Annotated in this window: 16 protein-coding genes; 10 read left to right on the top strand and 6 right to left on the bottom strand. The window is 71.8% G+C overall.

The window, feature by feature from the left end:
- Positions 1-44: 44 nt before the first annotated feature.
- Both ACZ58V_RS40740 and ACZ58V_RS40745 read right to left on the bottom strand, forming a co-directional pair.
- Positions 45-1,223, bottom strand: a complete 1,179-nt coding sequence (locus ACZ58V_RS40740) for an acyl-CoA dehydrogenase family protein (RefSeq protein ID WP_471296382.1) — start codon at positions 1,221-1,223, stop codon at positions 45-47.
- A 77-nt stretch (positions 1,224-1,300) separates the two neighbouring features.
- Positions 1,301-1,675 (bottom strand): four-helix bundle copper-binding protein, encoded by a 375-nt coding sequence (locus ACZ58V_RS40745; RefSeq protein WP_468198399.1) that lies wholly within the window; start codon positions 1,673-1,675, stop codon positions 1,301-1,303.
- Positions 1,676-1,777: 102 nt separating this feature from the next.
- On the opposite strand from ACZ58V_RS40745, the gene ACZ58V_RS40750 reads away from it, so the two are divergent.
- From ACZ58V_RS40750 to ACZ58V_RS40785, 8 genes are all read left to right on the top strand, one after another.
- Complete coding sequence (locus tag ACZ58V_RS40750) at positions 1,778-2,143, top strand: DUF6479 family protein (protein WP_468198397.1); 366 nt, start codon at positions 1,778-1,780, stop codon at positions 2,141-2,143.
- Between the two features lie 220 nt (positions 2,144-2,363).
- Positions 2,364-2,870, top strand: a complete 507-nt coding sequence (locus tag ACZ58V_RS40755) for a SigE family RNA polymerase sigma factor (RefSeq protein WP_468198395.1) — start codon at positions 2,364-2,366, stop codon at positions 2,868-2,870.
- Between the two features lie 11 nt (positions 2,871-2,881).
- A complete protein-coding gene (locus ACZ58V_RS40760; protein ID WP_471296386.1) occupies positions 2,882-3,403 on the top strand; it encodes a cellulase in 522 nt (173 codons plus the stop codon).
- A gap of 137 nt (positions 3,404-3,540) precedes the next feature.
- Entirely contained in the window at positions 3,541-4,821 is a 1,281-nt protein-coding gene (locus ACZ58V_RS40765) for a dolichyl-phosphate beta-glucosyltransferase (RefSeq protein ID WP_471296387.1), read from the top strand.
- The gene (locus ACZ58V_RS40770) at positions 4,818-6,080 is read left to right on the top strand and encodes a glycosyltransferase family 39 protein (RefSeq protein WP_468198389.1); all 1,263 of its coding nucleotides are present in this window, start codon (positions 4,818-4,820) and stop codon (positions 6,078-6,080) included. Before ACZ58V_RS40765 ends, ACZ58V_RS40770 begins: the two co-directional genes overlap by 4 nt.
- Before the next feature lie 124 nt (positions 6,081-6,204).
- Positions 6,205-7,878, top strand: coding sequence for a purine-cytosine permease family protein (locus ACZ58V_RS40775; protein WP_468198387.1), 1,674 nt, complete (start codon positions 6,205-6,207; stop codon positions 7,876-7,878).
- Between the two features lie 148 nt (positions 7,879-8,026).
- On the top strand, positions 8,027-8,482 hold the full coding sequence (locus tag ACZ58V_RS40780) for a hypothetical protein (protein WP_471296391.1): 456 nt from the start codon (positions 8,027-8,029) through the stop codon (positions 8,480-8,482).
- A 129-nt stretch (positions 8,483-8,611) separates the two neighbouring features.
- Positions 8,612-9,097, top strand: coding sequence for a cation:proton antiporter regulatory subunit (locus ACZ58V_RS40785; protein ID WP_471296393.1), 486 nt, complete (start codon positions 8,612-8,614; stop codon positions 9,095-9,097).
- Between the two features lie 24 nt (positions 9,098-9,121).
- On the opposite strand, the gene ACZ58V_RS40790 is transcribed toward ACZ58V_RS40785, so the two are convergent.
- From ACZ58V_RS40790 to ACZ58V_RS40800, 3 genes are all read right to left on the bottom strand, one after another.
- Positions 9,122-9,703, bottom strand: a complete 582-nt coding sequence (locus ACZ58V_RS40790; protein WP_468198381.1) for an Rv1733c family protein — start codon at positions 9,701-9,703, stop codon at positions 9,122-9,124.
- A gap of 76 nt (positions 9,704-9,779) precedes the next feature.
- Positions 9,780-10,880 (bottom strand): winged helix DNA-binding domain-containing protein, encoded by a 1,101-nt coding sequence (locus tag ACZ58V_RS40795; protein WP_471296395.1) that lies wholly within the window; start codon positions 10,878-10,880, stop codon positions 9,780-9,782.
- Between the two features lie 130 nt (positions 10,881-11,010).
- A complete protein-coding gene (locus ACZ58V_RS40800; protein WP_471296397.1) occupies positions 11,011-11,406 on the bottom strand; it encodes an ATP-binding cassette domain-containing protein in 396 nt (131 codons plus the stop codon).
- 60 nt (positions 11,407-11,466) lie between these two features.
- On the opposite strand from ACZ58V_RS40800, the gene ACZ58V_RS40805 reads away from it, so the two are divergent.
- Both ACZ58V_RS40805 and ACZ58V_RS40810 read left to right on the top strand, forming a co-directional pair.
- Complete coding sequence (locus ACZ58V_RS40805) at positions 11,467-11,658, top strand: hypothetical protein (protein WP_468198375.1); 192 nt, start codon at positions 11,467-11,469, stop codon at positions 11,656-11,658.
- A 27-nt stretch (positions 11,659-11,685) separates the two neighbouring features.
- Positions 11,686-12,669, top strand: coding sequence for a sugar phosphate isomerase/epimerase family protein (locus ACZ58V_RS40810; RefSeq protein WP_471296400.1), 984 nt, complete (start codon positions 11,686-11,688; stop codon positions 12,667-12,669).
- A gap of 51 nt (positions 12,670-12,720) precedes the next feature.
- Here ACZ58V_RS40810 and ACZ58V_RS40815 read toward each other — a convergent pair.
- Positions 12,721-13,614 (bottom strand): LLM class flavin-dependent oxidoreductase (locus tag ACZ58V_RS40815; RefSeq protein ID WP_471296402.1); only part of this gene is annotated, 894 nt, incomplete at its 5' end.

Genomic DNA, 13,614 nt, shown 5'->3' on the forward strand with positions numbered 1-13,614 from the left:
ACTACCCCTCTTTTGCGCCAACCAAAAATCCTCGTCACATTCGTTCAGCGACGCACCCGCGGCATCCCCAGCCCGATCCACGAGATGATCTCCCGCTGGATCTCGTTGTTGCCGCCGCCGAAGGTGAAGATGACCGCCGAGCGGTAGCCGCGTTCGAGTTCGCCGTGCAGGACCGCGCCCGCCGAGCCCTCCTTCAGGGCTCCGGGGGCCGCGACGATCTCCATGAGCCAGGCGTAGGCGTCGCGCCGGGCCTCGGAGCCGTAGACCTTGACGGCGGAGGCGTCCTGCGGGGTGAGGGTGCCCTCCTGGACGGAGTTGACCATCTGCCAGTTGAGCAGCTTGAGGGCGTCCAGCCGGGCGTGGGTGCGGGCCAGGAGGCGGCGTACCCAGGGCAGGTCCGCGACCCGGCGGCCGTCGGCGAGCTTGGTCTCCGTCGACCAGCGCTGCACGTCGTGCAGGGCGCGGATCGCCATGGTGCCGTGGGCGGCCAGGGTCACGCGCTCGTGGTTGAGCTGGTTGGTGATCAGCCGCCAGCCCTGGTTCTCGGCGCCGACCCGGCGGGAGACGGGGACGCGGACGTTCTCGTAGTAGCTGGCCGTGGTGTCGTGCGAGGCGAGGGTGTTGATCAGGGTGCAGGAGTAGCCGGGTTCGGTGGTCGGCACCAGCAGCATGGTGATGCCCTTGTGCGGCGGGGCGTCCGGGTCGGTGCGGACCGCCAGCCACACCCAGTCGGCCGTGTCGCCGTTGGTCGTCCAGATCTTCTGGCCGTCGACTATGTACTCGTCGCCAGTCCGTACCGCACGGGTCCGCAGTGACGCGAGGTCGGTCCCCGCGCCGGGCTCGCTGTAGCCGATGGCGAAGTCGATCTCGCCGGAGAGGATCTTCGGCAGGAAGTAGGCCTTCTGCTCGTCGGTGCCGTACCGCATGATCGTCGGGCCGACGGTGTTCAGCGCCATCAGGGGCAGCGGGACGCCGGCCTGGGCGGCCTCGTCGAAGAAGATGAACTGCTCCATGGCGGTCAGACCGCGCCCGCCGTACTCCTCGGGCCAGCCCACGCCGAGCCAGCCGTCCGCGCCGAGCCGCCGGATCGTCTCGCGGTAGAACCGCTTCTGGTCGGCGGGGTCGCCGTGCCGGGCGTAGGCGTGGTCCGGGACCAGTGCGGCGAAGTAGGCGCGCAGTTCGGTGCGCAGCCGCTGCTGCTCGGGCGTGTATTCGAGGTGCACGGCGCCTCCAGGCTCCCCAAGGCCGGTCCTGTCGGCGCACACCGTAGAACGTGTTTCAGAAATAGGGAATGGCAATGTCAGTTCAGGGTGGCGAGGAAGTCCGTGCACGCCCGCGCGCACGCACGGCACACCGCCGCCGAGTCCTCCGCCCCCGGCTGCCGGTCGAAGGCGTGGGCGGCCTCCAGGCACACAGCCCGGCACCACTCCACCTGGGCACGGATGCTGCCCTCGTCCACCTGGTTCTGCTCGGACAGCACACGGCAGGTCGCGTCGCAGACCTCCGCGCACATGATGCCCTTGCGTCGTACGAGTTCCTGGTTCTCGGTGCCGTCGGGATCCACAAGGCTCGCGCGCAGCGCGCACACCCGCGCGCACTCTGTACACGCCTGCGCGCAGGCGAAGCGGTCCTCCAAGAACCGGAACAGCTCCTGCTGGGATGTCGTCGGAGTCACACCGCGCGGGTAGCCCCGGTCGGTGCCCGTCAAACCCGGTGTTCCCAAGGGGTGCGTGCGAGGTGCCAGGTTCATGGTGAGGACCAGGGGTACTCGCGCGCCATGCATACCGCATGGATGGAGATGGCCGCGGGCCGTGGCGTCCTCGGCATCGGACTGGTCGTGGCGGGTGTGGTGGTCGTGGCCCTGCTGCTGGGGGCCTTCGTCCTCGGCGTTCGCATCAAGCGCAGGGAGCTGCCCACGCCGCGCCCCGAGGAGCAGCCGCGGCTGCCCGACGGCGGCCCGGTCGGCGAGGTCAGTGAGCGCCGGGAACCCGAGGAGGTGCCGAGAAGCCAGGACCGGCTGACGCCGCACCGGCTGAAGGCCCACGGCAATGTGAGCGACCGCAGGAGCGCGTCGCAGGAGCGCCCCCGGTGGAACAAGGGCAGCAGTGGTTCGTTCGGCAGCGGCGGCCCGGGCGGCGGGTGATCCCGCGCGGCATCGCCGTCCCCGTGCGCACCAGCGCCATCCCCCGGCGTACATCGGAAGGGCTCGTGCCTGTGCACGGGCCCTTTTCCATGCCCGGGTCCGGTTTCTGCGCCCGAGCCCGGCCGGAGTGAGGTGGATCACAGGATCCGGGTGCAGCGTGGGGCGGGGTCCAGCGTCTTTTCAGAGGTGTAGAAGGCCACTGAGACGCGGGACGGTGAGGATGGAGCAGGTTCGGGCGGACGGCTTCGACGAGTTCGTGGCCGCCCGTTGGTCGGCGCTGCTCCATGTCGCGCGGCTGCTCACGGGGGGCGACCGGCAACGGGCCGAGGACCTGGTGCAGGAGGCCCTGGTCAAGCTGTGGTTCGCCTGGCCGAAGGTCGCGGAGCAGGCCCCGGAGGCGTACGTCCGCACGGTGCTGGTGCGGATGGCGGCGCGCTCGGCGCGGCGGCGCTGGTGGGGTGAGCGCCCGGTGGAGCAGCTGCCGGACCGCGCCGACCCGGGCGATGTGTCGTCCACCGTGGCGGAACGCTCACGCCTGGAGGCCGCGTTGGCGCTGCTGTCGCCGAAGCAGCGGGCGGCGGTGGTGCTGCGCTACTACGAGGACCTGCCCGAGGCCCAGGTCGCCCAGGCGCTGGGCTGCCCCGTGGGCACCGCACGGTCCCACGCGTCACGCGGAGTGGCACGGCTCCGCCAGATCCTGTCCGAAGCCGTCAGGCCCGTGGGGTGAAGGGAGAAACGATGGACGACTTCGAGCGGGACCTGTCGCGCCTGATGCGCGACACCCAGCAGCACACTCCCTACGAGCCCGCGCAGCGGCAGCGGCTGCACCAGAGCATCCGGGCCCGCCGCCGGTCGCGGATGCTGTGGAAGGCGGGCGGCTCCGCCGTGGCGGTGGCCGGACTCAGCGTCGGGCTCGCCCTGCTGCCCAGCATGCTCACCAAGGCCCAGCCCGCCGATCCCCGGCCGCGGCCCGCGACCAGCCCGACGCCCACGCACGACAACGGGCCCACGACCGGCACCTCGGATCCGAGCCCGACTCCGACCGGGTCGGCGACGTCGGTGCCCGCGACCTCGACCGGCGGCAGCACGCCGACCGGGACCACGAGCGCGCCGACCGGCCCTCCGCCGACCGCCACGCCCTCCGAGAGCAGCACCACCACGGCCCTCCCCCCATCACCCCCTCCCCCGACCCGGACGACGGCACCGCCGTCCGCCCTGGAGACGACACAGGAGCCCTCCGCATCGGTCAGTTCCGAGTAGCCGCCTGAGAGGCGCTTCCTGCCAGGGGCGTCATCGCCCCGAACTCCCGTCACCGCACCACCGACACGGGCGCCTTCGGCATGCCCTGAACCGGCGCTCGCGTATGCCACGCGCCAGAAAGAGACCGGTAAGCAGCCATGAGAACCGAACGGCGGTCGGCCCTGATAGACCGCCCGACCTCAGAGCTCGCCGCGTTGCCGCGCCGGGCGCCCCTGCCCGCGGACCACCCGGACCCCGTCCTCGACGTGGTCGTGCCCGTGTACAACGAGGAGAACGATCTGGAGCCGTGCGTCCGGCGCCTGCACGCGCACCTCGGCGAGACGTTCCCCTACTCGTTCCGGATCACCATCGCCGACAACGCCAGCACCGACCGGACCCCGCGGATCGCCGCGCGGCTGGCCGCCGAACTGCCCGGCACTGACTGGATCCGGCTGGCCGAGAAGGGGCGGGGCCGCGCGCTGCACGCCGCCTGGTCGCGGTCCCGTGCACCGGTGCTGGCGTATCTGGACGTGGACCTGTCCACCGACCTCGCGGCGCTGCTGCCGCTGGTCGCGCCGCTGATCTCCGGGCACTCGGACATCGCCATCGGCACCCGCCTGGCCCGTGGTTCACGGGTGGTGCGCGGTCCGAAGCGGGAGATCGTCTCCCGTTGCTACAACGGGCTGTTGCGCTCGACGCTCGCCGTGGGGTTCTCCGACGCGCAGTGCGGCTTCAAGGCGGTGCGGCGGGATGTCGCCGAGCGGTTACTGCCGCTGGTGGAGGACCAGGGATGGTTCTTCGACACCGAGTTGCTGGTCATCGCCGAGCGCGCGGGGCTGCGGATCCACGAGGTGCCGGTGGACTGGGTGGACGACCCCGACAGCCGGGTGCGCATCGTCTCCACGGCGCTGGCCGATCTGCGGGGCATGGCGAGACTGGGGCGCGCCCTGGCCTGCGGCAGGCTGCCGCTCAGCGCGCTGCACCGCAGCGACGGCGACCTCGCCGGGGAGCTGCCGGCGGGTCTGGCCCGGCAGGCGGTCCGCTTCGCCGCCGTCGGTGTCGCCAGCACTCTGTGCTACCTGCTGCTCTACCTCGGGCTCAGACCGGCGACGGGGGCGCAGGCGGCCAACGCGCTCGCCCTGCTCGCCAGCGCGGTGGCCAACACCGCGGCCAACCGGCGGCTCACCTTCGGGGTGCGGGGGCGCGGCGGCGCGCTGCGTCACCATCTCAAGGGCCTGGCGGCGTTCCTGGTCGGGCTGGCCCTGACCAGCGGTTCCCTGGCCGCCCTGCGCCACACCGCGCCCGGGGCCGGCCGCGAGGTCGAGCTCGTGACCCTCGTCGCCGCCAACCTGTCCGCGACACTGCTGCGCTTCCTCCTCTTACGGACCTGGGTGTTCCCCGCCCGCGACAACGACCGCCGTACGACAGGATCCTCATGAGCACCGCCGAGCTGAGCCGACCGCTGTCCGGCCACGAGCCTCCTGAAGTCCCCCGAGGATCCAGGGAGTTCCGCCGGCGGCTGCGCCGGGCCGTCGTGCGCTACGGTCCCGTGCTGCTGACGTACGGCGTGCTGAAGCTGGCCGGCTTCGCCGTCTTCATGTACCTGCTGGATTCCGCGGGCGACTTCCGGAAGAAGAACCCCCGTTTCGGCGGCGGCGAGCACGCCTGGGACGTCCTGGCCAGCTGGGACGGCTGGTGGTACCAGCAGATAGCCGAGCACGGATACGACCCCGCGCTGGAACCGGTCCCGGGCGCGACCGGCCTGATCACCCTCGAGGGCAACTCGGCGGCGTTCTTCCCGCTGTACCCGGCGTTGATGCGCCTGGTCTCGGAGTGCACCGGGCTCGGACTGTTCGGCGCCGGCCTGACGGTGTCCGTGATCGCCTCGTTCGTGGCGGCGCTCGGCATCTACGCCGTGACGCGGCGGCTGGGCGGCCACCGGGCCGGTCTGGTCGCGGCCGGGCTGTGGGCGGTCTGGCCCGGCTCGGGCACGGAGTGGTCGGGCTACTCGGAATCCCTCTACACGGCTCTCGCCGCGTGGGCCTGCCATGCCGTCATGTCCCGCCGCTGGCTGACCGCCGGTCTGCTGACCTGTGCGGCCGGGCTCTGCCGGCCCACCGCCGCCGCGCTGATCGCCGCCCTCGCCGTCGCCGCGCTGCTGTCCCTGCGCCGGCGCGCGGACGGTGTGCTGCGTCCGCTGGCCGCCGTGGCGATCGCACCGCTGGGACTGTTCGGCTATCTCGCCTGGGTCAACTACCGCATGGGCGACATCAACGGCTACTCCAAGCTCCAGGACGGCGCGTGGGCCCACAAGTTCGACTGGGGAGCCCACACGTTCAAGGTGCTGACGTCCCTCCCCGTCGGGCACTTCGACTATCTCTTCGCCAGGGCCTTCGAGGACGTCATCGGCGTCTGCGTCGTACTGGCGGTGCCGGCGCTGACGGTGCTGCTGCTGCGGCTGCGCCCGCCGGCCGTGCTCGTCGTGTACACCGTGCTGTCGTACCTCATGGTGATGACCACCCAGCAGATCTTCGGCAACGTCTCGCGCTATCTGCTGCCCCTCTTCCCGCTGTTCGTCCCCCTCGCCCTCGCGATGAGCCGGCTCGGATGGCCGTCCCTGGCCACGGTCCTCGGCACGGCCGCGCTGGCCTCGGGGTCGTACGCGGGGTACGTGCTCTTCGAACTCGGAGTGCCCTAGACGGCCGCTGTCGAGGCGTGAGATGCCTCCGAAACATTCCCTTCACGCAGGAAGTATTTAGGGGTAACGCCCGCTGCCTACCGTGCCTGCCTGTCGTCCCCAACCCGCAGCGAGGAGGCGTGGCATGAGTACCGAGCCACGACTGGCAGAAGTCACCGATCCGGAACCGGCGCAGCAGGCGGCGCCGGGTTCCGACCAGGCCGTCAAGGAGACCCTGGAGGACTACACCCTCCGCTTCGCGCCGCGCAGTTACCGGCGCTGGACTCCGATGGTGGTGGCGACGACCGCGCTCGGCGGCATCGCCTACATGGCCGACTTCTCCATCGGCGCCGGCATCGGCCTGGCCCACGGCACGGGCAACGCGCTCCTCGCGATCGCAGTCGCCGCCGTCGTCATCTTCGTGACCGGCTTCCCGCTCGCCTACTACGGGGCCCGCTACAACATCGACCTGGACCTGATCACGCGCGGCTCCGGCTTCGGCTACTTCGGCTCGGTCCTCACCAGCGTCATCTTCGCCAGCTTCACCTTCATCTTCTTCGCCCTCGAAGGCTCGATCATGGCCCAGGGCCTGAAGCTGGGCCTCGGACTGCCGCTGTGGCTGGGCTATCTGGTCTCCACCCTCATGGTGATCCCGCTGGTGATCTACGGCATGACGGCGCTGAGCAAGCTCCAGGTGTGGACCACCCCGATCTGGCTGCTGCTGATGGTCGGCCCGCTGGTCTACCTGGTCGCCACCGACCCGGGGTCCGTCGACCGCTTCCTCGCCTACGCGGGCACCGACGGGGACGGCGGGGTCAACACCGCCTCCGTGCTGCTGGGCGCGGGCGTGTGCCTGTCGCTGATCGCGCAGATCGGCGAGCAGATCGACTATCTGCGCTTCATGCCGCCCAAGACCGAGGCGAACAAGCGGAGTTGGTGGACGGCCGTGGTGATGGCCGGCCCGGGCTGGGTGGTGCTCGGCGCGCTGAAGCAGGCCATCGGTGTGTTCCTCGCGGTCTACATCATCGCCGAGGTCGGTCCCACCGCGGCCCCCGAGCCGATCCAGCAGTTCAAGCACGCCTTCGACGCGATGATGCCGTCCTGGATCGTCCTCCCGCTGGCCGTGGCCCTGGTCGTGATCAGCCAGATCAAGATCAACGTGACGAACGCGTACTCCGGCTCCCTCGCCTGGACCAACTCCTTCACCCGGGTCACCAAGCGCTACCCGGGCCGGATGGTCTTCGTCCTGGTCAACCTGGGCTTCGCGCTGGCCCTGATGGAGGCCGACATGTTCAGCTTCCTCAACAGCATCCTGGGCTTCTACTCGAACTGCGCGATCGCCTGGGTGGTCACCGTCGCCACCGACATCGGCATCAACAAGTACGTGCTGAAACTGTCTCCGCACGCCCCCGAGTTCCGCCGCGGCATGCTCTACGCCGTCAACCCGGTCGGTGTCGTGGCCTTCGTCGCCGCGTCCGGGCTGTCCATCGCCATGTACTTCCACGCGCTGGGCGACACGCTCCAGCCGTACTCCCCCGTCGCCGCGGCCGTGATCGCCTTCGTCCTCACACCGCTGATGGCCGTCGTCACCAAGGGCAAGTACTACCTGCGCCGCACGGACGACGGCATCCCCGAGCCGCTCCTGGACGAGGACGGCAACCCCAGCGCCGTCACCTACGAGTGCCATGTGTGCCGGCAGCAGTTCGAGCGGCCGGACGTGGCCGCATGCCGGACGCACGACGCCGTGGTCTGCTCGCTCTGCCTGAGCACCGACAAGGTCGGCGACCACGTCCTGCCGGCGGCGCCCGCCGTGGCGTGAAGCCGCTGCGCCGGGAGCGGGCCGAGACGGAATTCGGCCCGCCCGTCGTTTTGCTCCCTCTCCGACGAGGCCTTTCGCAGCTCCGGGCGGCATACTGATCTTGCGCTGTGCAGTGATCGGGCCAAAGGTCGGAGAGGGGATGACGGACATGACCACCGAAGGACCGGGCAGAGCGGGAACGCCCGACGAGCCGGACGGCGTTCCCTCGATCGCGGAAGACGTGTGGCGGAGGTTCCTCTCGGACACCGAGGACGCCATACGGGCCTCCGCCCCCAGGGAGCCCTCCGCGAGGGAGCGCGCGGCGGGGCGGCGGCCCCAACCCCCGCACGTCGTCGGCGACCTGTGGCAGCCGGAGGAACTGTGGGTCCGCGTGGCCTGGCGGGACCTGGACCGCCGTGCCAAGGCCCGGCGCGTGGGACGTGTCGTCGCCACCGCCGCCGCCGTGGCCGTGGCCCTCGGGGCCTGGTCCCAGCTGTCCACCGGCGCGGGCACGGGCCACCAGCCGGGAACGGGCACCGTACGGCAGGTGGAGGGGGCGACCGCGAGGCTGCCCTCGGCCACTCCCTTCCCTTCCGGATCGCCCTTCTCGGAGCCACCCAGGTAACCCAGGCAGGACGGGTGCCGTCCCTCCCGGCCGCCCAGGATGAGCCCACAGGCCGGATCCGGTCGCTCGTCCGGGCGGGGCCCCCAGGCGAGTCTCCGGAACGCGCACGCCGACCGAAGGGGGACCGGGATGAGCGCGCCACGCCTCAGCAGTACGCCGTTGCCGGGCATCGGGGTCCGCTACGACCTGACGACACGGGACAACCGCCGTCTCTCGGTGGTCGCCCACCGCGACGGCCACCGGACGATCAGCGCCTACCGCAGGGACGACCCGGACGCCTGCGACCTCTCGGTGCGCCTGACGACGGAGGAGACGGCCACCCTCATCGACGCGATGATGCCCGCGCATCACACGCCGAACCTGCTGTCCACCACCGACCTGGGGCTCGTCGCCGAGCGGATCGAACTGCCCGGCTCCTCGCACTGGAACGGCAGGCTGCTGGGCGAGTCCCGGATCCGCACCGACACCGGCGCGTCCGTCGTGGCGGTGCTGCGCCGGGCCGAGGCGATCCCCTCCCCCACGCCGGACTTCCGGCTCGCCGGCGGGGACACCCTCATCGTCATCGGGACCCGTGAGGGCGTGGAGGCGGCCGCCGAGATACTCGGGCGGGAGTGACCCGCCATGCACTCCTCCGCTGGGTCAGCCGGTCTTCCACCCCCGCCGCGCGTCGATCCGCTCCCATTCCTCGTCCCACTGCGTCATGCGCCGCCGGTCCAGGGACAGCCGTATCAGCCAGGCCGTTCCCAGTACCGCCCCGCCCGCCAGGGCCCCGGCCAGCGCGCCGCCCATGGTCGTGTGGAGCCAGGCCTCGGCTTCGGACACCGGTGGGGTCGTGATGTCACCACTCTTGTTCACCCACACGGGGACCGTGCTCCCGGCCGGCGCCCGGGGCGGTACCCGTGCCTCGTCCTTGTGCGTCGAACCGTCCGGCGCGGTCCACCGCACCTCGCCCCACACCCGGTGGTCGCTCGCCGCGCGGGCCGGTGACGGGCCCGGCGCGTCCTTGACGACGACCGCCGACACGTGGTGGCTCCCGGCCCGCTGCCGCTCGACGGCCTGCTCGACCGCGCCCGCCGCCATCAGTCCCCCGGCCAGCCCGCCCAGCAGGGCGAACACCCAGCCGGCGAGCACGACCCAGGCCTCGACGACGTCCACGCGCCGCTTGAGCGCGTTGCGTCGCCACCGCCACCACCGCATGGTCGTACGCTCTGACGCTTCCATCGGCCGACACCCCCTCGTGAGCACCGGCAGCACCCTTCCAGTGTGCGCCTGATCGCTGCCCCTGTCGGCGTGGAGCTCAGCCCGGGGACGCGGCGATCCGCACCCGGTCGCTGTCGCCGCCGGAGAGGAAGGACGCCAGTGCCCCTCCCTCCTCGGCGACGGCGGTGCGGTCGGCCGGGGTGAAGCGGCCCAGCGGGGTGATCAGGACGGTGTCCGCCTCGACGCTCCAGGTCGCGGCGACCCGGCCGTCGACCAGCACGACCCGGGCGCCGGCGACCGACAGGCCGCGATGGGTGTCGTCGATGATCCGGCCGCGGTCGTGGTAGCCGAGGATCGCGTTGTCGAAGGCCGGCAGGAACCGCACCGGGGCGGGGGTGTCGGGATCGGGGCGCGGCGCGTCGGGGAGGTCCAGCAGTTCCCGGCCGCGCTCGTCGCGGAAGGCGACCAGTTCCTCGCGCAGGGCCGAGACGGCTGCGGGCAGTCCGGCCAGGCCGCACCAGGCGCGCAGGTCGGCCGAGGCGGCGGGGCCGAACGCGGCCAGATAGCGCCGTACCAGCGCCTGCCCCACGGGGTCGGAGCTGTCGGGGTCCGGTGGGTCGATCTCGCGTCCCAGCCAGGAGGAGACCAGTTCGTAGCGCGCTCCTCCCGTCGTGCGCCACAGCCCGCGCGGGGGCAGCTGCACTGTCGGGAGCAGGCCTGCGACGAGCATCTCGCCCAGTGGCCGGGGCCCCGCCGCGGGCCAGCGGTCGACGACGGCGCGTGCGAGGTCGCCCATCGCGCGGGGTTCGCCGTCGGCCATGACGGACCGCCCGGCCGCCGCGAGTTCGCCGAGGTCCACCCCCTCCAGCTCGCGACGGTAGGTGCCGAGCACCCGCTGGCGCAGCATGGCGTCGTGGCGCGCCCGCCAGGCCACCAGGTCGTCGGCGGTGACGAGGTGGACGGTGCGGCGCATGAGGTGGGTCCGCACCACGCGCCGCCCGGTCAGCAGGTCCGACAGCACGGTCGGCGTGAAGGCCCGCAACCGGGACCAGAGCCCGATGAACGGCTCCTGCGGCTCCTGTGCCTGGAGACCGCACAGATGCGCGACGGCGTCGAGCACCGGCATGTCGGCGCGGTCGAGGAGCAACTGCCGCGCGAGGGTGGCGCGGTTGAGCGCGCGGGCGTCGAGAACGGTCAAGGGAGCACCTCGGCCTTCGAGTCGTGTGCCGACCCGTGGTTCGAGTGGTCCGGGCGGCTTGCCCGGTCACCGTCGCACGGGATGCGGTCAGGTCGTGACCGCATCCGGTGTCGTGCCGAGGTGTCGCGCCTCAGGACTCGGACCGCAGCAGGGCCGGCTCGGCTTCGAGGTCGGCCATGGCCTCGCCGCCGGCCATGAGGTCGGTGATCTCCTCCCGGGTGCGTTCGCCCTTGCGGAAGTCGTCGGCCTTCTGGCCGCGGATGAGGACGGCGAAGTGGTCGCCCACCATCATGGCGTGCCGGACGTTGTGGGTGACGAGGATGACGGCGACGCCCTTGGCGCGGGCCTGCATGATGATGCGCAGGACGTGCGCGGCCTCCTTGACGCCGAGCGCCGCGGTGGGCTCGTCGAGGATGAGGACGTTGGCTCCGAAGTAGACGGCGCGCGCGATGGCCAGGGCCTGGCGCTCGCCGCCGGACAGGCTGCCGACGCCCAGCCCGACGCCCGTACCCGGGGCGCGCGCCACATCATCGCCGGCCCGAACCTGCCGTACTTCGCGGGCGGTGTCCCGATGGAGGCGCCGGGCGTGGGCGCCAGCAACGCCGACAACTTCACCTACCAGGCCCGGGCCTTCCTCGACCAGGTCGCGGGGGTCTCCGAGCCGCTGCCGGCCTGCGCCACGTTCGCCGACGCGCTGCGGACCATGGAGATCATCAGGGCCGTGGTCGAGTCCTCCCGTCTCGGCGGCACCGCCGTCGACGTTCCGCCCGCCGCCTGACCACCCGTACACAAGGAGCACTTGACCATGGCCCTGAATCTCGGCGCGTACACCGCCTGTCTGCACGACCGGACCCTCACCGAGGCCCTCGACATCCTGAAGGAGAACGGGCTGACCTCGGTCGAGGTCAACACCGGCGGCTTCATTCCCGCCCCGCACTGCCCGGTGGACCTGCTGCTGTCCTCGACCACCGCGCGCGAGGAGTACCTGGCGACGTTCGCCGACCGCGGGATGGAACTGACCGGGCTGAACTGCAACGGCAATCCGCTCAACCCGCTGCCGGGCGTCGGCCCGAAGCACGCCGATGATCTGCGCCGTACCATCCGTCTGGCCGGCCTGCTCGGTGTGAGGCACGTCGTCACCATGTCCGGCACACCGGGCTCCGACCCCGACGCCACGTACCCCTCGTGGGACGGCGTCTACATGGACGTCCTGGACTACCAGTGGGGCGTGGCCGTCGAGTTCTGGAAGGAGATCGACGTGCTGGCCCGGGAGCACGATGTCCGGGTCGCCATCGAGATGCACCCGCACAACGTGGTGTTCTCCCCGGTCACCCTCAAGCGCCTCGTCGACGAGGGCTGCCTGACGAACGTCGGCGCCGAGATGGACCCCTCGCACCTGATGTGGCAGGGCATGGACGTCGTCGCCTGCATCAAGTGGCCGGGCCCGCTGGTGTTCCACGCGGCGGCGAAGGACGCCACGCTCTGCCCGGGTGCCGACATCCGCGGTGTGCTGGACACGTCGTTCGCCCGGGTGCCGGCCGACGCGCCCGGCAAGGTGCCCACCGGCTACGGGTTCTGGTGCAACTCCTGGCCGCAGAACCCGGCGTGGAAGTTCGTCGCCGTCGGCGAGGGACACGACGTGGCCTACTGGACGGAGTTCCTGCGCGCCCTCGCCGAGGTCGACCCGGACATGGCGGTGAACATCGAGCACGAGGACGCCGCCTACTCTCAGACCGAGGGCCTGGCCCTGGCCGCGAAGAGCCTGCACGGCGCGGCGGCCGCGCTGTAGCGGGGGTTCGCGCCCGGCCCCGTCTCAGGACGGGGCCGGGTCGCGACCGGCTCACCGGCGTTGCCATTCCTCCGCGAGGAGTCGGTAGGAGCGCACGCGGTCGGCGTGGTCGTGTGTGATGGTGGTGATGATCAGCTCGTCGGCGCCGGTGGCCTCCTGGAGTTGTTCGAGCTGGTCGGCGACGCGCCCCGGCGAGCCGACGAACTGGGTGTCGACGCGGTCGGCGACCAGGGCGCGGTCCTGCTCCGTCCAGGCGTGGGCGCGGGCCTGCTCGGGGGTCGGGAAGGGGATCGCGCCCTCGGCGGTGCGGATGCTGCGTACCCACGGGCCGTAGCCGGTGGCCAGTTCGCGGGCGGTCTCGTCGTCCTCGGCCACGACGACGTCGGCGGAGACGCTGACGAAGGGTTTGTCGAGATGGTCGGACGGCTGGAACGCGGCCCGGTAGCCCTCGGCCGCCTCCAGTACGGTGGCCGGGCTGACGTGGTAGTTGGCCGCGAAGCGCAGGCCGTTGCGGCCCGCGACCTCGGCGCTCTCGCCGCCGCTGCTGCCGAGGATCCACACCTGCAGGTCGGCGCCCTCGCCGGGGACGGCGTGTGCTTCGAGGCCCTCCGGCGAGCGGTAGTCGCCGCGCAGCAGCGCGAGGATGTCGTCGACCTGTTCGCCGTAGTCCTGGTGGCCGGCGCCCGGCTGCTGCAACAACCGCTGCTGGAGCCGGAGTCGGGGTGAACCGCGCAGGTGCTCGAAGGAGAACCGGGGCGGGATCCTCAGGCCGTTGGGGGTGTGCCCGTCGACGACCGGGGTCGTGGTCGGGCGGGGTTCCGCCGTCTGTCCGGGGGGCCGGCCGCCGGAGCGGCCTAGGGCGTGTCTCTTTGACGGGTTGGTCAGTTGATCGGGTGTGTCTGTCCGGTTAGTGATCACTGATGCGATGTGGGATCGGCTCGAGCC

It is taken from the genome of Streptomyces sp. NPDC040589, assembly GCF_055594445.1.